The sequence below is a fragment of the Leifsonia sp. EB41 genome, from assembly GCF_041262565.1.
Classification (GTDB): Bacteria; Actinomycetota; Actinomycetes; order Actinomycetales; family Microbacteriaceae; genus Leifsonia.
The window spans coordinates 3206683-3226013 of sequence record NZ_JBGCCJ010000001.1 but is presented as its reverse complement, the minus strand read 5'-3'; the positions used below and the strand labels follow the sequence as shown (position 1 = coordinate 3226013).

The 19331-nt window shown below is 63.6% G+C and carries 19 protein-coding genes; 2 read left to right on the top strand and 17 right to left on the bottom strand.

The annotated features are described in order from the left end of the window. Entirely contained in the window at positions 1-408 is a 408-nt protein-coding gene (locus ABH923_RS16025; RefSeq protein WP_370056382.1) for a hypothetical protein, read from the bottom strand. 759 nt (positions 409-1167) lie between these two features. On the opposite strand from ABH923_RS16025, the gene ABH923_RS16020 reads away from it, so the two are divergent. Continuing rightward, positions 1168-2232, top strand: a complete 1065-nt coding sequence (locus tag ABH923_RS16020) for a DUF4062 domain-containing protein (protein ID WP_370056381.1) — start codon at positions 1168-1170, stop codon at positions 2230-2232. Between the two features lie 188 nt (positions 2233-2420). On the opposite strand, the gene ABH923_RS16015 is transcribed toward ABH923_RS16020, so the two are convergent. The 14 genes from ABH923_RS16015 to ABH923_RS15950 all read right to left on the bottom strand — a co-directional run bounded on the left by ABH923_RS16015 (position 2421) and on the right by ABH923_RS15950 (position 15101). Further along, complete coding sequence (locus ABH923_RS16015) at positions 2421-2864, bottom strand: single-stranded DNA-binding protein (RefSeq protein ID WP_370056380.1); 444 nt, start codon at positions 2862-2864, stop codon at positions 2421-2423. Between the two features lie 241 nt (positions 2865-3105). Next, positions 3106-4572 (bottom strand): P-loop ATPase, Sll1717 family, encoded by a 1467-nt coding sequence (locus tag ABH923_RS16010; RefSeq protein WP_370056379.1) that lies wholly within the window; start codon positions 4570-4572, stop codon positions 3106-3108. An 83-nt stretch (positions 4573-4655) separates the two neighbouring features. Further along, the gene (locus tag ABH923_RS16005) at positions 4656-5129 is read right to left on the bottom strand and encodes a hypothetical protein (RefSeq protein WP_370056378.1); all 474 of its coding nucleotides are present in this window, start codon (positions 5127-5129) and stop codon (positions 4656-4658) included. Next, positions 5126-5530, bottom strand: a complete 405-nt coding sequence (locus ABH923_RS16000; protein ID WP_370056377.1) for a hypothetical protein — start codon at positions 5528-5530, stop codon at positions 5126-5128. The genes ABH923_RS16005 and ABH923_RS16000 overlap by 4 nt, the downstream gene beginning before the upstream one ends. After that, positions 5530-7335 carry a type IV secretory system conjugative DNA transfer family protein gene (locus tag ABH923_RS15995; protein ID WP_370056376.1) on the bottom strand — a complete coding sequence of 602 codons (1806 nt, stop codon included), beginning with the start codon at positions 7333-7335 and terminating at the stop codon, positions 5530-5532. The genes ABH923_RS16000 and ABH923_RS15995 overlap by 1 nt, the downstream gene beginning before the upstream one ends. Then, the gene (locus tag ABH923_RS15990; protein WP_370056375.1) at positions 7332-8780 is read right to left on the bottom strand and encodes an ATP-binding protein; all 1449 of its coding nucleotides are present in this window, start codon (positions 8778-8780) and stop codon (positions 7332-7334) included. The genes ABH923_RS15995 and ABH923_RS15990 overlap by 4 nt, the downstream gene beginning before the upstream one ends. Positions 8781-8786: 6 nt before the next feature. Further along, positions 8787-10319, bottom strand: a complete 1533-nt coding sequence (locus tag ABH923_RS15985; RefSeq protein WP_370056374.1) for an SCO6880 family protein — start codon at positions 10317-10319, stop codon at positions 8787-8789. 3 nt (positions 10320-10322) lie between these two features. Next, a complete protein-coding gene (locus ABH923_RS15980; protein ID WP_370056373.1) occupies positions 10323-11261 on the bottom strand; it encodes a hypothetical protein in 939 nt (312 codons plus the stop codon). Positions 11262-11362: 101 nt separating this feature from the next. Continuing rightward, entirely contained in the window at positions 11363-11686 is a 324-nt protein-coding gene (locus tag ABH923_RS15975; protein WP_370056372.1) for a hypothetical protein, read from the bottom strand. Continuing rightward, positions 11683-11847 (bottom strand): hypothetical protein, encoded by a 165-nt coding sequence (locus ABH923_RS15970; protein WP_370056371.1) that lies wholly within the window; start codon positions 11845-11847, stop codon positions 11683-11685. The genes ABH923_RS15975 and ABH923_RS15970 overlap by 4 nt, the downstream gene beginning before the upstream one ends. Continuing rightward, positions 11844-12497 (bottom strand): hypothetical protein, encoded by a 654-nt coding sequence (locus tag ABH923_RS15965; RefSeq protein WP_370056370.1) that lies wholly within the window; start codon positions 12495-12497, stop codon positions 11844-11846. The genes ABH923_RS15970 and ABH923_RS15965 overlap by 4 nt, the downstream gene beginning before the upstream one ends. 88 nt (positions 12498-12585) lie before the next feature. Next, positions 12586-13689 (bottom strand): hypothetical protein, encoded by a 1104-nt coding sequence (locus ABH923_RS15960; protein ID WP_370056369.1) that lies wholly within the window; start codon positions 13687-13689, stop codon positions 12586-12588. After that, entirely contained in the window at positions 13686-14429 is a 744-nt protein-coding gene (locus ABH923_RS15955; RefSeq protein ID WP_370056368.1) for a sigma factor, read from the bottom strand. Before ABH923_RS15955 ends, ABH923_RS15960 begins: the two co-directional genes overlap by 4 nt. A gap of 474 nt (positions 14430-14903) precedes the next feature. Then, positions 14904-15101, bottom strand: a complete 198-nt coding sequence (locus tag ABH923_RS15950; protein ID WP_370056367.1) for a helix-turn-helix transcriptional regulator — start codon at positions 15099-15101, stop codon at positions 14904-14906. A gap of 101 nt (positions 15102-15202) precedes the next feature. On the opposite strand from ABH923_RS15950, the gene ABH923_RS15945 reads away from it, so the two are divergent. Next, the gene (locus ABH923_RS15945) at positions 15203-15784 is read left to right on the top strand and encodes a helix-turn-helix domain-containing protein (protein WP_370056366.1); all 582 of its coding nucleotides are present in this window, start codon (positions 15203-15205) and stop codon (positions 15782-15784) included. 36 nt (positions 15785-15820) lie between these two features. Here ABH923_RS15945 and ABH923_RS15940 read toward each other — a convergent pair whose 3' ends face one another. Then, positions 15821-16852 carry an SIR2 family protein gene (locus ABH923_RS15940; protein ID WP_370056365.1) on the bottom strand — a complete coding sequence of 344 codons (1032 nt, stop codon included), beginning with the start codon at positions 16850-16852 and terminating at the stop codon, positions 15821-15823. Positions 16853-17412: 560 nt separating this feature from the next. Beyond that, entirely contained in the window at positions 17413-19314 is a 1902-nt protein-coding gene (locus ABH923_RS15935; protein ID WP_370056364.1) for an FG-GAP-like repeat-containing protein, read from the bottom strand. Positions 19315-19331 lie beyond the last annotated feature (17 nt).

The following is a 19331-nucleotide window of genomic DNA, read 5'->3' as shown; positions in this document are numbered from 1 at the left end:
TCACGTCGCGATCGTGGCCAAGCCTCTGGCGCGTAACTGACGACCGACGGCACTTGCTCCGTCGAGATCCCCTCCGAGCGAATCAAAACGCAAAAGTGCCACGCCTAGGGTGTCCGCTATGTCCTGCGCTTCGGGATAGATGCCTCCGGGCACGAAAACCAAGGGGCCTCGGCCATCCACGGCAGCAACGTTCGCGGCATTCTGAACGACTGCAACCTCGAGGTTCTGACGGCGGTTGTCGACCCAAGCTAGAAAATGACTGCTATACAAATCGCAGACTCGGCGCACCTCTCCCTGCGCCACGACCACGTCGCCAGCGCCGAGATAAATCATCCACTCACGGCACAATTCGACCGCTTCGCTGTCAGATGCTCTCCATTGCCTGGGAAGTGGAGGTTGAGCTTGCATGGGCATAGTGTCCTCCCTGCCCCCGGGATTCCAGAAGAACCTGAGTGAAGCTGCGCGCAGATCTACGACACGAATGAGGCCCGTCGCTCGCTCGACTGATCGGACGAACGCTTCCGCCCCCGCGGCATTAACGCGGTCCGGGAGAACGATGGGCCGCACTTGAGCGTCTGCCGGAAGCTCTAGACAGGAACTCGCAAGTCTGCCGACGTCGAAGGTCCGTACCTTTCGCCGCGCAGCTATCACAGTCAAGCAGGCCGTATAAGAACGTATCCGCGTCGCTTGCTCTCTTGGAAGTTGTCGCGGAGTTCCCGATCGGCAATTTCAACCAGTCGATCGTGACCGGGGATCGTGCAACCACCGCCGTTTCCGGCGGAGTATCCCGCGGGAGCGGTAGGTGCGCACCGGAGCTCGGGAGGTACCTGTCGGCCTATTTCTACGCAGATGTCGTGTAGGTGTCCGGCGGAGCATTCGACTTTGGCGCTGACGTATCGATCTGGCTGGGGCAATGCTCTTCCCTTCGCTAGCTACTTTTCAACAGAGTGCCACCGACGTCTGACACGGCATTGGCTTGATGGCCCAGCTTGTGCTCTACGCTCGGCCATGGCCCGCGTTGGCCCCTCGCGATGCCGTTGGCCCGCGATGTCGTGCCGCGGTGTGGTGGAATCAGACATGCCCGAACTCCTTGTGGACACTCCCTCAACTTCCGTTCGCCTGACAGATGCGGAACTTAGCGATTGGGGAGCGAAACAGACTGTGTTCGTGTCGTCCCTCATCGACGCGATGCGGGAGGAGCGGGCTTTCACCCGCCGTGCGATCCTCGACGTTGGAACTCGGCCGGTGATGTTCGAATATGACCTCGGCGGCCAGGACGTCAGCGCCGACCGGGCCTATCTTGACGGTGTCCGGCAGTCCTCTATCTACGTTGGACTCTTCGGCCCCGTCTACGGTGTCGAGCTGGCGGATGGCGACTCGGCTACCGAGGCGGAGTTCAGGGAAGCGGAACACCGCGGCCTCCGTGTCGCGGCGTTCGTGCAGACGCAGACGTCCGCATCCTTCGAAGGACGGCAGCGTCGGTTCGTCCAAAGTCTGCAGAACAAGCTCACGACCGGCGGCTGGGTTATCGCCGAAGATCTCCAGGTCGCAGTCCAGCAACGACTGGTGGACCTCGCCGCGGAGGACGTCGCCCCGTGGGTGAAGATCGGAGAGGTCGCCATCCGAGCGTCCCGTCTCCAGTTCACCAACCGTGGGATACGGATTATCGCAACTGTCCGCGACCGCGCGGTCCGTGCTCGACTCGACCAGTATGGCGATCGCGGGTCAACAGTCTCGGTGGTCGCTCCGGACCGGTTAATCGCTGGGCGCGTGTCCGATGTCCATGTGGAGCAGACAACGACGATGGCTTCCAACTATGAGATCGAGGTGTCGGCCTCTAACCAGTCCCAGCAGTTTGGGACATGGATGAGGGCGAGTCTAAACGACGGTCACCGCCAGTACAGTCCTGACGATCTCGTTGCTGCGTCTCTGAGTGACAGCCTCTTCGGGACAAGTACCGGTCCCAGATACGGCGGGCCACCGGTCACTGATTTGCTCGGCCCGCTCCGCACGGCCGGTCTCGTCGAAGCGGCTGTCCGACCGATGGTCGCCCTGCAGATCACTGAGTATTTGATGTCTTCCAGCAGCGCCGTTCGTATAGATGCCGTCACCATTGGACCGAACCGCGGAGGCGTCCGGAACGTGATCGTGACTTGGTCTCCACCGCAGGTTTACACGAACCAGCCGGCACCACCACCGGTCACCATCGAAGGGACAATCGCGGGTCTGTGAAAGCGCGGAACGGACGGACGATTGGCGTTCCGTCTGGTCTCACTGCTGGGACATCCCGGGCCCCGTCGATCAGACCACCCCAATGCGAAACAACACGCTTCATAGAAGAGTGCGTCTGCCGGGGCCGAACTGCCTGACCGCAGTGTTGGAGACTGGCAGCCGACCAGTCCCCAACACCGCTTGTACCCTCACGCTACGGAGGCCGACGTTCCAGAATGGCTCGGGAGATTCATCGGTCCCGCCGAGTGGACCTCCGAGCCATCAACTTTTGGGGCGCGGCGCGTGACCTCCGCGGTGGTGTACCGGAGCGAGGGGCCAACGCTGTCTGCGACGACCTCGGTGGCGGCCCGGGGTTCACCGGTGGCCTGGTCCGTCCAGTGACGGAACTCGAGGTTGCCGTTGACGATGACGGTGTCGCCTTTGGCCAGGCTGGCGCGGACGTTCTCGGCGGTGCGGCCGAAGACGGTGGTGCGGTGGTACTGCGTGTCGCCGTCGACCCATTTGCCGTCTTCAAGCTTGCGGTCGGTGACGGCGACGGTGAACTTGGCGAACTTGGTGCCGTTCTGGGACTCGCCGTAGTCGGGGTCGGCGACGAGGTTTCCTTCGATGCTGATCGGGACTCGTGTGCTCATCTTTGCTTCCTCTCGTTTCGGCGGCCGCTGGTTGGGTCGCTTTCACTTACACGTTCCGATTCGCTCGGTAGTGTGGCGCGCAAATGGCGCGCACTGAGGCGCTAATCAGAATGCGGAGTGAACCTGGGCAGTTCGGGCGCTCGCATCCTTCTGATGTGGATGGGCGTTCTGCGCAGCCCCGCGGGCCGACGCGGCCTCCCAAGCATTCCAAAGCCGAGTGCCGGGGCTATAGGCCGAGAGTTCACCACGTCAAGTTCCATGCCACAACTAACGAACTGTGCAGCGTGTAGTCAGCCACAAAGGAGAACCCGCCCCCAGCGGTCCGGCGAAAGACAAAATTGGTGTGCCGCACGCTGCCGCGACCTGATTGGACCCCGAGTCCGCCGATCGTATACAGCTGACGAAGAAGGGTCCGAAGTTCCATTGGGTCGAGCACGCCGGTCGTCTCGGGGGTCAAATCCGCCGCGCGGAAGTGGCGATTTTGAAGTGTGCTTAGGGCGTCTATGAACGTGCTGACCTTGTTTGCGCTGGCTCCCGGGAGGACCTTACTAAGGCCGTTGGTTATCTCGCGAATGAAGTAGGTTTCGCAATAGAGGCGCACTGTTTCGCGGGCAGTCTGCTCCGTCACCTGACCGCTCCCCGTATGAAGTCCTTTCAATTCAGTCATCAGGGCAATCAGGTCTCGGGGAAGCAGCCGTGTGTGCGAAAGAAAGTATTGAGGAATCTTGTCGTATGCGCCGATGCCGATCGGCGTATTGAGATAACCGGAACGTACATCCTTCAAGGGCCGTCCCTCGAAGCTCGGTAGTACGGACGCCCGCGCCTTCGTGTTGATCAACGTCCAAAGCTCATTGCCCTCGCTCATGCCGCCTCGGCTCCAGTCAAGCTCGATGGCGTGGTCCGTCATCTTGGCAGAATCGGTGCTTGGAAGCTGAGCGAACATGTCCGACCGGATGGCAAGGACAACCGAGCTGCGGAGGTTCAGGCTGTTGAGAAACGCGTTGACTCCTGCTGTTGCGTCCACGAGAGCAGCCAGCGACTCGAGCTGCTGGTCCGACTGAGCGAAGAAAGAATCCAGTCCGTCAACTGCTAGCAGGTGCTGCGAGTTCGTACGGATGGTGCTTAGACCACGCTTCAATATCTCAGTGACCTGCATTGCCGTCGCAGCAGAGTCTGCGACTGCTCCCTCGGCCCCTAAACCAAGCACGTTGAATTTAACGGTTGACTTGGACCAATCTACGAAGCGCGTCTTCAGGTCCGGCCCTTCGATGAGGCCGGCGGCGGTGAGCTCGCTTCTGAGTCGGGTTATGTCTGCGCCATAGGCTGCGCCGTTGTCGCGCATGTGTGACTCGAATACCTTCAACAGCAGAAGGAACTCCCAGGCTGCACGTGATGCGGTTGGTCCGGGCTGCGATCCGACTTTGAGCGTCGTTACATCCGCGACAGGAAAGCTCCCTAGCTCCCATCTCGAAAGGAACTTCATCGGGCTCGATTCCCACAGGAGCGCAAGGTGCTCGAACGACGCGCTCTTGCCGGCGCCTTTCGGACCGATGAGGAGCCACGCGTGACCCAGGGCAATCTTGTAGGCCGCTTGCTGAAAGTCGAAGTAACCGGACTTGAGTAGCTCCGGCGAGATCGAGGCTTCGTCGGCTGCGCTCAGGCGCCCGAAGTCCAGGTCGCCCAATCGAGGTAGCTTCTGCAACGGCACAGCGCGAGATTACTGCATAACCTCTGACATGCTGTGTTCGCCGACGGCGGCGATAGCCAGAGTCATCGCCGCGAGTCCTGAAGCTACGGACGACTGTGGGTCTCCGTAATCCATTGAGACCAGCCTTCAGAAGGGGTGCAGTCGCTGGCCTGAATCATCTCGGTGTGGCCGTTGTGGCATTCGCCGTTGTACCAAGTCGCGAGTCTTGGGATCGCGACGGCGAGACGTTCGTGCCATCCGATCGGCCCATAGCCGGCGTCGAGGCCGTCGAAGGAGACAAGCCACGCTGTGTGAAGGGCAGAGAGCTCTTCCACTAGGGCCCCGTGCCTGAACCAGCACGGGGGGATCTTCCGTGCTGGGAGGTCGTAGCGGTGGGTGAACCAGATCACCCACTCCCGCAGGTCCGTCCAAACGTCCGGTGCATCGACATTGTCGAGGGTGCGCCAGTTGATCACCCGGACGCCTAGCATCCCGGGCGACTGCCGGGGTGCTTGATCCCATCCCTCGGGCAGTGACGCGACGAGCAAGTCCTGAGGGATACCGTCGTCGTCGGTCACTGCTGTTCCATGGAGGCTTCGATGTAGTGTGCGATTTTGGCCTGCAGCCGCGCGATGGCTTGCAGCGATGCCGTCCGGCGGGAGACGAACCGGGAGAACACACGATCGCGGTCGATGAGCTGGTGGACGTATTCGTGGCAACGCGGGTGCAGCGCCGTCAGGTCGTCATGCTGCTCATGGGCGGCCCAACCGTGTGGGGTTTGGGTGACGCCTCGGTAGTCGAGGTGGTGCAGCTCGAGGCTGCGCGAGGACCCGGCGCCGAGGCAGAGAGCGCAGCGGATCTCGCCGTTGCCGATCGCTTCCTCAAGGAACCAGCGGTCGCGGCGAGCGAACCAAGCCCCCGAGCGGAGGTACTGGGTGCGATAGGTGTTGTCCCGGACGGGGCGGCGACGGTTGGACATCAGTGTTCCTCCCCCGCTGATCCTCGGCGATCGAGCGCGGCTTGATACTGTTCGGCGAACACGACCTGCTGGTCGAGTTCGGTGAGCTTCTTGCCGGTGCTGACCTGACGGGCGTCATCGCGGTCGGTCCACCCGCGCAGGTCGAGGAGAATCCCACGACGGTTTCGGTACGCGAGTAGTCCGACGGTTTCGGGCATGCGGCGGACCTCGTCGATCGTCATGACCGGCACCTTTTCGTTCTGCACGTTCGTCGACGACCCGGTGTCGTTGTACGAATGCCCCGTGTTGCGGATCCGACGGAAGCCCAGCAGGGATTCGATGTCGCGGAGGTGGTCAACGTCGGACGCGCCGCCGAGGAGGAGCTTGGCTGTGGCGGCCGACCAGATCGTGTCCGCCTCGGACCGCGACCACGCCGTCTCAGCCTGCGAAAGCGCCTGCAGAACCACAACGGTGGAGATGCCGATACCGCCGCCGTCGGCCATGATCCGCGGCAGCGCAGGCCAGGAGAACATGTTCGCGATCTCATCCAGAATCAACGCGAGTGGCTGGTCGAGGCGGGAGCCTGGTGAGGCGAGCGCTTTGCGGCGGGCGGTCTCGACAATGTCGTCAAGGATCGCGCCGAGGAACCCACCGACAGATCCCGCCCCAGCGCCGGTGCCCACGAGGTAGAGACTGTTAGGTCGGGCGAGAAACGCGTCGAGATCGAATTGCTCTCCCGGTCCCGGTGTCATCGCCTTCCGGATCGCCGGGATAGACAGGGGACGGAGCGCACCGAAGACACCGAACCAGGAATTGGCCAGGAGCTTCTCATCGCCGTTGATGATCGCGTCCAGGTCCTCCGACCAGCCGGGGGTGCCCTGGTTGGCGAGCACGCTGACGGCTTCGCGAGCGATCCGCGGATTGGAGCCCCACCTAGCGAGTGCGTCGGTCCCACGTCCGGACACGGCGGCAGCGTGCAGCAGTCGCGACAGCACCGAAGAGGACACCTGCGCCCACTCCTGATTCGTCTTTGACGCACCGAGCGCGGTTCCGGCTATGATCGCCTGTCCGCGCTGGTCGGCCACGAGGGGGTCCTCGCAGCCCGTGACCGGTGAGATCCGCAGCGCCGAGCGGACCCCTGTTAACTCCTGTGGATCGAACACGGTGACCTCCCCTACTCGGGCTCGTTGACGCATTGTGGCGGAGAGGTTGTCGTTGCGGGTGGAGGTGGTGATCAGCGGGCCGTCCCAGTCGAGGATGGCGTTGATGATGAACCGGTAACCCTTACCGGAGCGGGGCGCGCCTTCGACGACGATCGAGTCCTCGATCGACACGTAGACGTCCTGCCCGTGGGCGCTGCCGACCTTCCACCCGGCTGCGGACGGCGCGGGGTTGACCAACGCCGGACGTAGCGTCTTGGCGCGGTGCAGTACGGTGCGGGCGGACGTGTGCTTGCGAACTTCGCCGGGCTTGGCGAGCCCGTCGCGGCCCCGGAGCTCATGGATGAAGTGGCGGTCGGATTGTCGGTAGCGAAGCCACCAGACCGTGACGACGGCGACCGCGCTTAGAAGCAAGAAGACGGCGAGCAGGTCGAGCACCCGGATCAGCGTGACAGGGGTCGTACAGCTGGGCGCGAGAGCGAACCCCGAAGGGTCGCCGCTCATCGCTAGCTGAAGGCCGGCGAAGACGCTCCCCGGCTGACCGCCGGTCCCGCAGGTCCAACTCATCGTCACGCTGGCGATGCCGGTGGACAAGCCGCCGGCGACCGCGATGGCGAACAGGCTGTAGAGCGCGAGGTGAGTCCAGGAGTAGCCATGGGTTTTCATGCTCGTTCACCGCCCATGGCATCGGTGCGGAAAATCCCGAGTTCGTGGTCGGTGCAGATGTTGCGGACTTTCGCGACGCGGTCTTGGCCGATCTGCCAGAGACCTTCGCCCTTGTGGAGCTTGCGGACCAGGTCGGCTTGGGTGTCGTTCCAGCCGAGGATCTCCCGGGATCGGGCGATCTCCCCCGAGTGCTGCGCGTACGAGATCCGGGTCTCACAGTCGGCGAGTAGCCCGAGTGCGCGGGAGTGGAGGGCGCTGTTGCGGTCGCCCAGCGCGTCCAAGTCGGCGACCCGGTGCAGCAGATACCAGTTCGAGGTGCCGAGGTGGCGAGCGACCTTCTCGTCCTCCACGCGGTCTGCGAGGCCGTCGCCGCCGGAGACATCGTTCAGTAGCTCAACGGCGGCCTCCTCGTGGATGATTACGCGGGCCTGCCGGTTCGCGCCCAGGCTCGAGCGGCGGATCCAGTTCGCTGTAGCCAAACGGGCGAGCGCCTGTGCTTCGGGCGACGCACCCTTGAGTGCGGAGGTGTCGACGACCATCATCGGAGCGTCCGCATCGAACCGGACCGTGGACGGGCCGTCGAAGAATCCGGTGAGATCCCCAGACACCATCCGACGCAGTGAGTGCGCGAGGCGGTGACCGGCCTCAGCGACCTCACTTGGGAGCGTGTCATCGGGCTCGACGAGTCGGCTGTAGACGTGGCTGATGGTGACAGTGGAGTTCCCTCGGAGCGCTTCAAGTGCAACGTCGAGGGCGGTGTGCTCGACCGGCTCCAGGTTCCCGCCCTCGCGAAGGCGGCGGATGATCGTCTTCACGGTTGCCCGTCGGTACTGGAGCACGTTTTGGTTCCAGTCCTCGTCCGAGAAAGACGCATCCCGCGGACCTTCATCGAGGAGGTTGATGCGAGCCGCCTTGCCGGGGCCAACCGAGATGGATGTGCCTCCGACGTAGGTGGCGACCCGCACCCATTCCCCATTTGGGTCGTGCGGCACGGCGATCTTTCGACCCAGCCGTGCTAAACGGGACGACCAAGACTTGGCCAGCATGGACTTACCCGTCCCCTTCACCCCGAGGATCGCGACCGAGTGTGAGCGGACGGCTTCGGCTGAGTACGCGTCCCAGGGGTCGAAGCAGAATGGCGCTCGGGAGAGGAGGTTCTCTCCGATGTACGCCCCGGTCAGGATGTCGCCGGTCTCCGCCAGGAACGGGTACGCCCCACCAAGGACCTTCGAGCTGCAACGGTGTGCGGGTGGGGTGGCGCGCAATGGGCCGCGAAGGTTGTGGGGCTGCTTCCATCCCCATGCTGGCATCTTCGATGCGGGCAACTCAGCGCTTGGGACCTTCCAGGACCCGTCCTTGTCCGTCGGGGTGGTCTGGCGGCGACGCCCGTTTGCGCCGGGCTTCTCGTAGGCCGGGATGCGCCCGATGACCGTGCTGGGCTTCATGGTGGATCATTCCCCTTCCAGCGGCACCGGCAGCGCCGCGGTGACAAACCCGGCTGCCTGCTGCCCCGACATCGATGCCAGCAAGAGGCGTGCTGTATGGGAGGCCTGCTCGATGTCGGCGCGCGCTTTGGCGAGCGCATCCTTGGACTCGGCGGAAATCGTGACGAACCCGCGGTACTGGACGTCTCCGAACCCGTCGACGAGGTCATGCTCGCGTACCGCGAGGTCCTCCTCCTCTCGGAGATGGGTGAGCGGGATCCGGGATGACAACTTCATCCGGATCGTGGCCGCGGTTTCCATGTCGGACTGTGCTCGGTTTAGCTGGGCCAGCGCCTTGTACGTGGCCACCGGGCGCACCTGCAGGGTGATCACTCGGGTCGCATCGCCCGCGTACAAAAGCGGTTCGAGGAATCCTGTCCGGACGTCGGTGCGGGGCCATTCGGCGACCCAGAAGGTCTGGTGCCAGGACTCGTCCACGCGTATCCAATCCCAGCCCTCGTCGATCCCCATCACGGGCGACGGCGCAGATACGATGCCTGAAGCCTGCTCACGACGGGCGGCGGCTGCCACTGGGTCAGCGGAGAGAGCGTTGAGTTCGTCGAGCTCGTCGGAAGTGAGCCAGCCTGCGGGGGTGAGTCGAGCATGCTCCATGGAGGTCTCGATGCCGGCGACACGCTCTTTGAGCACCTCGGCAAGGCCGGTGAGGCCTTTGCCGGCGTCGCGAATGGCTCCGTTGAGGGCTCCGGTGTCGAAGGTGAGCGTGATGGAATTGGTGAAGCCCATCGATCGCTTCGACGCCGCCTGGGTCAGCGCCCAGTACTCCGCGCGCAGCTCAGAAGTGACCTGCGGGTCGTGCTCGTTCTCGCGAACCACGAGGTAGTCCCGCAGCTCGTTGGAAGAGGCACGGTCTACCCGGATCCGAATGGTGGTCTCACGGACGCCCGGAAGGTTCTCCAGGGAGCTGAGCCATTCGACGAACCCGTCATACGCGGCCTCCTGAGTGCCCTTGTCCCGGAGCGCCCACGCTTTCGACCCGACCTTCACAGTGACCGAGGCAAGCCTCCCGCGGGCGTTATAAATGAATCCACCCGCACCTGGGATCTGCACCACCTGCACGTCCCCGAGCGCCCCGGGAAGCAGGAACTTCGACGTCACGACCGGAGTCGCCGCAGCGACCTGGGCGTGCCCGACGTTGAGTGAGGCGATAGTGACGCGGAACCAGACGTCTCGTCGGAAAACGGTCTGCCCGGCGATGCTGCGGAGCATGTAGCGTGCGGCTTGCGCGACGATCACGAGGATCGGCTCGCGCCGATAGGTGGCGAGGGCGAAGAAGGCGATCGCCGCGATGACCGGAAGCATCACCCACAGCGCATTCGCGTCTACGAAGAGGGTGCTGAGCAGGATGGCAACGGCAGCACCGATCACAACGAGCTGCAGGAAGCTGAGGCCGAGGAACACGCCTCGACGCTCGCGGGCGGCGAAGCGGACGCGGGGTGCGCCCTCCTCGGTGATGATCTGGTCTGCGGTGAAGGTGGTCACGAGTTATCTCCCAACCTTGATGACCCGGGCCGCCGACCGGACGGGCGCTGCGGCCGTGTTGACACGCGAGAACTGGTCCCGCACCGAGAACCGATGGTGAAGGGCTGTCCCGACTTCGGCACCGGCGAAGGACACGAGCTTCGTCGCCCACAGCGGGCTGAACGAGGCCGCGATCACAGCGCCTGCGGCGACGAGGATGACACCGATGCTCAGGCTCGCCTTCGTAAGTTCGACCGCGAGGAGTACGACGCCTGCAGCGAGTGGCTTGGCAATAAGCAGTCCGACCGACAGGTTCATCCATCGCTGCGCCCACGCCGTGAGCTTGGGCTGGCCGATCATCATCAGCCCAACTGGCGCCATCGCGGCGAGCGCAAGAAGTCCGAACTCTCGGATGGACATGGCGATGAACAGGAAAAGGGAGGCGATCATCATCAGTCCGACCACGAGAAGCGTCAGGACGTATTCGCCGACGGCGTTTGGCCCTTGCGAGCCTTGAGTGGCCATGGCGAAGATGACGCCGTCGTGGGAGAACTGCATCGTCCTCATGAGCGCCCCATGAAGCTGCTTCGGGGCATCAAATAGGCCGACAACACGGAGCAGGCTCTGGCTCAGGTCGCCGCCTTGGACGGTGGACGTGAGCGCGTGGGTGATGTCGTCGGTGATGCCGGAGGCCTTCTGCATCCCCCAGACGCAGATCGCTGAGAACGGGATGGCGAGAGCGGCGCCAGCGGCAGTACGTCCGATCCGTGACCAGTCCTGCAGGATCATCGCGATCCCGATCTGGACAAGGGCAACGATCAGGATGACCGGGGCGGTGACGGCGATCCAGAACAGGAACTGCGAGTGGGCAATGTTCCAGCTGCCCTGGTCGATGTTGGTGTTGAAGGATCCGGCGATCATGGTGGCGATGAAGTCGCCGAGGTTGCGGATCGTGGAACCCATAAACTGAGCGACCGTCTGGGAGGCCTGGCAGCCGAAGTCCGAGACGAAGCATCCGTAGTTTGGCGAGAACGGGTCCGGTGCGGCGAGAGGAAGCAACGTAATCACGCCACCTTGAGTGACTGGCCCCAGTTGATGAGCCCCGCGATGCCGGCGGCGACGGCGACTCCGGCGACGCAGCTGACCAGGCCGACAATGCCGGCCTTCTGCACGCGCCCGTTGCTGGAGATGTGTCCGACGACGATGAACCCGGCGGCGATCAGGCCGCCGATGATGGCGAGGATGAGCACGATCGCGAACACCACGTTGGCGACGGCCTGCAAGGCACCGACACCGGGGCCCGAAAAGTCCGGGCTTGGGTTCGGGACGGACGCCACGGTGATGATGCGTGCGTGGATGGTGACGAGGGCTTCGTTGAGTGCGTTCATGATTCTTGGTTCCTTTCCGCGGGTTCGGTCAACGGCTCGAGTTCGTTGTTCTGGCGCATGCGTCGAGCGGCGAGCCAACCAGATCCGGCGATGCCGAGCAGCGTGATGCAGATCAGGCCCAGCAACCCGAGAAGATCGATAAACAGGTCCATGGCGGTCACTCCCCGCCCCCGGTAGATGCGCCCGTCATGGAGGCCTGCAGCGGGACGTTGAGGACGTTGGCCATCCCCTCGGAGGGCACGTTGACGGTGAGCACGAGTTGGTCGACCCCGGGCGGCAGGTAGTAGGCGGCAGCGAAGGACCGCCCCTTCTCGTTCGGGATGGCCCAGGACGACCGATCGTGGAAGAGCCCGCTCGGCAGCCAGGGCAAACCTGACGCCTTGGCCGCAGTTGGACCGTCAGCGGTATCGAGGACCGCGGGTTCCGGGCGGCCGTCGAACTGGGTTCCCTTCAAGCTCGTTCCGGTGACGTCCTGGAAGTCCTGGTTGCCCTGAGAGGGAATCCACTTACCGGTCATCGTGACCTTCAGGAGGAGCACTGGGCTGCCGACGGGGAAAAGTTCCGACGGGGAGTTAGGGAGCGTGCACCGACAGCCGTGCTTGGCCTTGAACGTGGCGTCCGGATAGACGTCGACCCAGACGCTGCTGACGATGCCCGACGCGGCGGGCATGACGTCCTGGGCTGGTGTCGGTATCGGCTTGGCAGGTGCGACGGTTGTGAACGACGGATTCCTGGCTGGGGCTGCGGCGGCGCAGCCGACCAGCGCCAAGCACGGCACAAGGGCCGCGAGTGCGATCCACTTCTTGTTCATCTCAATTCACCTCGGTTTCGTATGTGCCCGTCGCTTTCACGTTCCGGTTCGGGGCTGTTTTTGGCGCGCATCTCCGCAAATCCGTGAGTCAGGGCACCTGAAGGTGCTGGTGATTGCAGGTGTCGGGGAAGCCGCTGGTGAAGTTCGACAGGGCGCCGAGCGAGACGTGGGCGCGGGCTCGGCAGTCACTTTGGCCGACTGATGACCCGTGGGGGGCGTACGGATCCAGCGCATGGATGAGCTGGACGGAGAGGTCATCGGCGCCTGTGAGCGACTGCCGGTTGAGGGCATAGAAGTCGACCGCCTTGCCTTTCCAGTGCGCGGAGGCGGTGCCTGCGCCTGGAGTCATACCGGTACACCGCCGGTTGAGGTCGCTGACTCCGACCTGCTGGAAAGACCGGACGGCCACGACGATCAGCTGCAGGACGTGAGCATCGATCGTGCAGTCCGGGGTCGCCGTCCCATCGGCTATATTGACCACTTGCTGTTGGTAGCGGGGTTCGAGGAAGTTCAGCTTCTTCGCTTGGATGGCCCCCACGAGGACCGCGGCCGCGGCCCGGGCGTCCGCGGGCACTTGGCACGACTCCGCGCTAGCACCGGTAAGTGTCGCGAGGACTCGTTCTGCTGGCGCCCAGAACGGCGCGTAGTGGTTCGGGTCCGCATTGATCTGGACCGCGTGCGCGACCAGGGTCGGTGCCGCGGTTTGCCAATCCGGGACGTGCAGCATCCGGGTGTAGAAAGCGGCTGCCGCAGTCGCCGGGTCCATCCGCTTCGCGCGCGTGCCGTACCCGGCGCCCTGCTGGAACACACCGATTGTCGTGTTGTCGACCGCGTCGCCATGGTCGAGGTTGCGGAGTCCGGACTCGCCAATCGCGACCATCAGCGCCAACGTCAGGCCGTGCGGTGGAACGCTCATCTGTTGACCGACAGTGATGATCGTCGCGGCGATCTTCAACTGGTCCGGCCCGTACCCGTCGACGGTCTTACCTGCCTGGACGGAGGGGGCGGATCCGCTGCAGACTCCCCCGCCACCACCGAAGCCGTCGGCTCCCATCGCGAGCACCAGGGTGACCGGCACAGCGACGAGAGCGGCGGGGACGACGAGGACGATGACCGCGGCGACGATCAAGAGATTCCGAGTGGTCTTCGGACGCGTCACCGCGTGCGCGGCCATGGAGGTGGCGCTGATCATGCCGTTGTCTCTTGTTCGAGGACAGCTCGGGCGATCGTCAGCAGTCGCTTGGCGGTGGCGATTCGCGCTCGCGCGGAGCCCGGGTGGATGTGGAGGCGCGCCGCAATTGTGTTGGTGTCGTCGCTGATCATCTCGGCGACCTCTCTAAACCCTCCGGTCTCCGGCACGCACGACACGATCACGGAACCGGTGACCGGGAGCCCGGCATCCGCGGCCGCAAGCGCGGCAAGAACGGTCTGGGCGACCTGACACACCCGATCGCGGACCGTGCGAAGCCCCCGCTTGGACAGCTGATATTCGGCGGCGACGCGCTGTGCGTCGCCGCCGGACAGACTGAGTTCGCCCATCACTCGCCAGTCGGATGCGCCGACGTAATCAGCCGCCAGAAGCATCCACCGGTGTGCGTCGAAACGACGGATCAATCCATCCAGCGGGTCGACATCCGAGTACCACTCGGCGTCAGCGGGTAGTTCGTCCATCTGGACGTATTTGCGCTCCAGCTCGCGGAGCACGACGTGGCGCGTAATGCCGAATACGAAGTAGTTCGGTGTTCCCAGGTCTGGGTCGTAAGTGGCAGCGCGGTGCCAGACAGTTTCGCGGATGAGCTGCAGTACGTCATCGACCTCGTTGGGCCGGCCCCGCATACGGAACCGGACGAATGAGCGCATGGTGTCGACTTCACGGAGCAGCTCGGTCAGTCGGGCGTCCGCACGCGTGCGAACTTGGGTTCCTCCAGCCACGAGATCACAACCTTCCTTGCATGGAGGTGGCTTATGCGAGGGACCGGGTTCGAGCAGTAGAGGGCTCGTCAGATGAGGGCTACTTCAGCGCGAATGGGCGCGCGGGAACCCCCGTGAAAAGGAGTTGGATTTTCCGAGCTGCGCCAGGGAGATGGGTCTCGGGGCAGCGCGCCCGGATTGGACTGCGGAGCGGCGACTTCGACTCTGAAGTTCGGGAGTCTCAGCCACGATGCCTCACCGCCGCCCTGACTCGCCTCGGGAGCCTGGCGTTACGGCGAAGTGGGTAAGAATCAGCCTCTCCATTTGGTGCCGCACGCTACCCCCGAACAGGGGTGGCCTTTCGGCGGCACGCCGGGGTGAACGAGCTGTTCTACTGACAGCTCTCGCAATGCAGGTCATCCATGGGGTCAACTGGCACCAGGTAGCCATCTACGAAATCCTGAATGACGCCGCGTTGCGTCTCGAAGGTTTCCGTCACGCCAGGGTCGAGCTCGCGGTTTGGATGCCCGTCTCGAGCCATGCGATCACCTCCGCGCGCTTGTAGTAGACGCGATGCGATGTGGGCTTGTAGTAGCACGGGCCCTCGTGGCGGTAGCGAAGCTGCGCAAGCGCCGCTACCGATAGTCCGGTCAGCTCGGCCGCATCAGCGGGCCGAATGAAATCTCCAATCATCTTGCTTCCTCCGTTTCGACAACGTGAGTATCCGTGTGTTGCAAATACGACAGTATCACAAATCGCTAGATCGACAACAGTCCTGCCATTAGGCTGTTGACATGGCAGATTTTCGTGCGGAGGCCGGCATCGGAACGCGGATCAGGATGGCTCGTCGCCAACGCGGGTTCCGCACTACGCGGGACTTGGCGGACACCATCCCTGGCGGCAATGTCACTGAAGCCGTCCTCGAGAACATCGAGTCCGGGCGAAAGGCAGACCTCAGCGTCAGCCAGCTCCTGAATATTGCGCGGGGACTCAACGTTCCACTGTCGATGCTGCTCGCTCCGATGGGACGCCCAGACTCCGAACTAGACCTACCGAACCTCAGCGACGAATTCGCAGGTATGACGGCGGCCGAGTTCGACTGCTGGCTTTCGGCCACGCCCGCGAGTTCGTATCGGCCAAGAACGGCCCGTGAGCGCGAAGACATCGCTCTTCTGACTGCGATCCGCGAACTAGGGCTGCTTGAGCGTGAGCTTGATCGCCTTCGCATGGTCGTTGAAGTTGAAACCGCTTCCGGCGACCCAGACCTGACGGCTACAAGATCCGAGGTTCAAGAGAGGATCGCTAGGCTCGCTCAAGAGTCCGCCCGGATCGCAACGCTCCTCAAGAGCAGCGGGGTTGCTGCCCGAGCCGACTAAGAACGCCGTAGTGGCGACGTGGTGAATCTCTCGCGGCTACCTCGCATGATCCCGCATCCAGATCTTGAGTTCGATTGGGTCTATGTCAGAGTGCGGTCCTCGCTGTCCAAACTTTCCAGCCAGCAGCTTGGCCTCGGGAAGTAGCTCCCTCAGAGATTGCGCCTGACTCGAGTTGTTGAGATCAAATCGGCCCTTTGCATCCGGTTCCGTGTAAGCCACGACCGCAATCGGCTTTTGGGAGCTTCGGAGCTCTTTCACCAGATGCGGGTCGTGCAGGCTGTGGCCAAGCACGAGCACGTGTGTGCTGCTCGCAAGGAGCCCAAGGAACTGGTCCCAGACTTGCCTAAGCGGCGTCGGGAACTTGCCGATTTCCTTGTTGTCGTCAGGCAGAAGAAGCGCTGGCGTTAGTCGGTCGTCGATGAGCTCGTTGCTAGGCCGGCGGCGGATCGTGTTGCCGTCGTCCGAGAAATACCAGCCCACGGCTCCGTGAAGATGAACCACCGGTATCTCGCCGTCGTGCAGGCGGCTGAAGGTAAGGAGGTTTGGGGCCCACGTCTCGGCTTTGCCGCCGTATGAGCGAGCGAATCCGTCAAGGACTACGCGATCTTCTGAAGAGGTCTCGCCCTCCTTTTCAATCGCTGCCTCGATGGCGTGGTCGAAGTTGGTGGTGACGTGAGCGAGAAAAACGGGTCGCTCATCGAACGCCGAGCGAAGCTGATCATGCAGGGCGCTATAACTGTGAAATGCCGAGTTCTCATCGATGCGCGCTTGGTTGAACTGCTCAAATAAGTTCCTTTGGAGTACGCGACGTACGGCGTCGACGTTGCGGCGAGCATTGGTCAGCCAGGCATTGGAATCGAGAAGGGCCTGCACATTGGCTGGATCAGCCAGCACGTTCGCCTTGCCGCCGAACTCATGTAAAGGCTCGACGACCGGCAGCGCGTTTGCGAAGGCGATGAACCGCCCCAGCGCTGATTCAAACTCGTTCCCAGCCATCCCTTCGGTTAGGCCGAGAAGCTTTGCAGCATAACCGAGCTCATCGATCAGTGAGGTCGCCCATTCGCTCATCATCGCGATCGGACGTCCGTCCGCGCCTAGCGACGCGCTCGCCCCGGCTCCTGTGATGATCAGGACACGTGGCATGTACACAGGCCGCCTCCAGCGAATCGGGTTCGCACTATCTTGACGCACCATCGGGCCGGGCGAGGACCAGGTCTCCGCTCAATTTCAAATCACGGCCCAGGTACCTTGCCTGCAGGCGAAACATCGCAATCCCACGGCCGCCACGAGAACCAACCACGTGGCTGACCCACTCAGGTGCGCTTATCGATTGGTCACTCAGCTGCCGGTTGATCCCGCTGACGCCCTGAACGAGGGAATTGCCGTGCCCACACTTTGCCCACACAATTCTGAGATCAGGGCAAATCGCTGAGATGACAAGAGATGCGACTTCCGCGTAATTCCGCGGAAGTTGGCTTCGCCGTAGGGCGTCGAGAGGCCTCGATGGGGGTTCGAATCCCCCATTCTCCGCCATATTTCGCAGTGAACATAGGCCCCGAGATCCGCAAGATTACGCGGAAGTCGGGGCCTTCGCTCTTTCTTCAGCCAGCGCGCCTGTGCCTGAAGGCTCAGCCGATCCAGTTCATGATGTTCCACCCGCTGCCGACCCGGGAGGGGGCGCCGAACCCGGACGCGCCGTTTCCCGGGTAGAGCCAGAGCGAACCGCCGGTGTCCCGCGCGAGGACGTCAGTGAATCCGTCGCCGGTGAAGTCACCGACGGACTGGATCGAGGTCATGACGTTCCAGCCGGAACCGACCTGCTTCGGGGTGAGCCAGCCGGTGGGGGTGTGCGGATACAGCAGCAGGGCGCCGGCAGGGTTCCGGACGAGCAGATCGGGGAAACCGTCGCCGTTGAAGTCCCCGACGCCGACGATCGCCGTCATCGCGCCCCATCCGGAGCCGATCTGCTGCCGTGGCAGCCAGCCGCCGTGCCCATCGCCGGGGTACTCCCAGAGGACGCCGGAGCCGTCGACGGCGAGGACGTCCTGGAAGCCATCGCTGTTGAAGTCACCGGCAGCGACAATGGCGGCCATGCCGTTCCAGCCCGACCCGACCAGCTCACGGGCCTTCCAGCCTCCGGTGCCGTTCCCCGGATACAGCCACAGCCGGCCGGCAGCGTCTCGCGCCAGGACATCCGCGTTTCCGTCACCGTCGAAGTCGCCCGGCACGACGATCGAGGTCATGCCGTTCCACCCTGACCCGATCGGAGCCGAAGCCGGCGTGAGCCATCCGCCGGCGCCATTGCCTCGGTACCTGATGAAGTCACCTGCGGTGTCACGGGCCAGCACATCCGCCTTCTGGTCGCCGCTGAAGTCGTGTGCCCGCACCGGCGGAACATAATCCGCCCCTTCGACCGTCTGCGAATATTCCTGCGAGATGGAGTTTCCCCATTGGTCGGCGCACGTGATCGTGAATGTGAAGGCGCCGCGCGCGGTCGGCACTCCCGAGAGGACCCCCGTCGTCGAGTTCAGTTGGAGCCCTGTCGGCAGGGCGCCCGACGTGACCGTGTACGTGGGCGACACGGTCGAATTCGTGGTCACCACGGTGGAGAACTGCTTCTCGGGAACGAGCGTCGAGGCCGGTGGATCGGAAACAAACGCCATCGGCGCGTAGAACTCAACGCGGTAGTAGTAGTTGGTGTTGTCAGTGACGAGCATGTCGCCGGTCACGGGGTCGATAGCCGCTGCCTGCGGATGGTAAAGCTCAGGAAGCTCCTGCGTCACCGTCGGGTCGATGCCCTTCGCCATGTCGATGGCGTCCGCGCCGTTCGGGGTGAGATAGGCGACGTCGTCCGTAGCGGGATTCACCGCGACCAGATCGACGCCGGTGGTTCCGGCCCAGTTCGTCGGAAGGAGGGAACTGCCCGTGTTGGTCGCCCCATCGAGAATCGCCACCGCAAGGCCGGTCGGGATGTAGACCCGGTTGGTCACCGGGTTCACAACCATCTGCTGAGACCACTGAACAGGAACCCGCGCCGTGACGGTCCGCGACGCCGGATCCAGCACGTCGACGTCCCCCGCGAAGCCGTGCGAACCCGTCTCGGCGTAGACCACCCCTGTCGTCTCGTTGACTGCGACATATTCCGGGTCGGTGTCGGTCGGTATCGAGCCCGTAACGGTGCCGCTCGAGCCGTCGACGATGTAGACGGCCGCTCCAGCGAAGTCCGTCAGATAGACGACGTTGCGTTGGGTGTCGACCGCTATACCGCATGGCCTGAAGGCGAGTGGCACGACTCGTGTGACGGAACCGCTCACGTCATCGATGACGGACAACGTATTCTTCGTGGAGTCGACGGCGTAGATCACATGACGGGTCGAATCCACCGCGATCCGGGTCACACCGCTGCTTACGGGGATCGAACCGACGGTTGTGCGCTTCCCCTCGTCGATGACGGTCACCGACACAGGATCAGAAAGGTTCGCCGGCCCGGTGAGGATGTAGGCGAGATGGCGCCCGGTGTCGATCGCCATATCGAGAGGAGGACCCG

What these genes read in the sequence shown, in the direction of transcription:
- ABH923_RS15980 (WP_370056373.1), bottom strand. Translation starts at nt 11,261, where the DNA reads ATGGGTTCCACGATCCGCAACCTCGGCGACTTCATCGCCACCATGATC.
- ABH923_RS15995 (WP_370056376.1), bottom strand. Translation starts at nt 7,335, where the DNA reads ATGAAAACCCATGGCTACTCCTGGACTCACCTCGCGCTCTACAGCCTG.
- ABH923_RS15960 (WP_370056369.1), bottom strand. Translation starts at nt 13,689, where the DNA reads ATGATCAGCGCCACCTCCATGGCCGCGCACGCGGTGACGCGTCCGAAG.
- ABH923_RS15935 (WP_370056364.1), bottom strand. Translation starts at nt 19,314, where the DNA reads ATGGCGATCGACACCGGGCGCCATCTCGCCTACATCCTCACCGGGCCG.
- ABH923_RS15975 (WP_370056372.1), bottom strand. Translation starts at nt 11,686, where the DNA reads ATGAACGCACTCAACGAAGCCCTCGTCACCATCCACGCACGCATCATC.
- ABH923_RS16000 (WP_370056377.1), bottom strand. Translation starts at nt 5,530, where the DNA reads ATGTCCAACCGTCGCCGCCCCGTCCGGGACAACACCTATCGCACCCAG.
- ABH923_RS15950 (WP_370056367.1), bottom strand. Translation starts at nt 15,101, where the DNA reads ATGATTGGAGATTTCATTCGGCCCGCTGATGCGGCCGAGCTGACCGGA.
- ABH923_RS15940 (WP_370056365.1), bottom strand. Translation starts at nt 16,852, where the DNA reads ATGAGCGAATGGGCGACCTCACTGATCGATGAGCTCGGTTATGCTGCA.
- ABH923_RS15945 (WP_370056366.1), top strand. Translation starts at nt 15,203, where the DNA reads ATGGCAGATTTTCGTGCGGAGGCCGGCATCGGAACGCGGATCAGGATG.
- ABH923_RS16015 (WP_370056380.1), bottom strand. Translation starts at nt 2,864, where the DNA reads ATGAGCACACGAGTCCCGATCAGCATCGAAGGAAACCTCGTCGCCGAC.
- ABH923_RS16025 (WP_370056382.1), bottom strand. Translation starts at nt 408, where the DNA reads ATGCAAGCTCAACCTCCACTTCCCAGGCAATGGAGAGCATCTGACAGC.
- ABH923_RS15965 (WP_370056370.1), bottom strand. Translation starts at nt 12,497, where the DNA reads ATGAACAAGAAGTGGATCGCACTCGCGGCCCTTGTGCCGTGCTTGGCG.
- ABH923_RS15990 (WP_370056375.1), bottom strand. Translation starts at nt 8,780, where the DNA reads ATGAAGCCCAGCACGGTCATCGGGCGCATCCCGGCCTACGAGAAGCCC.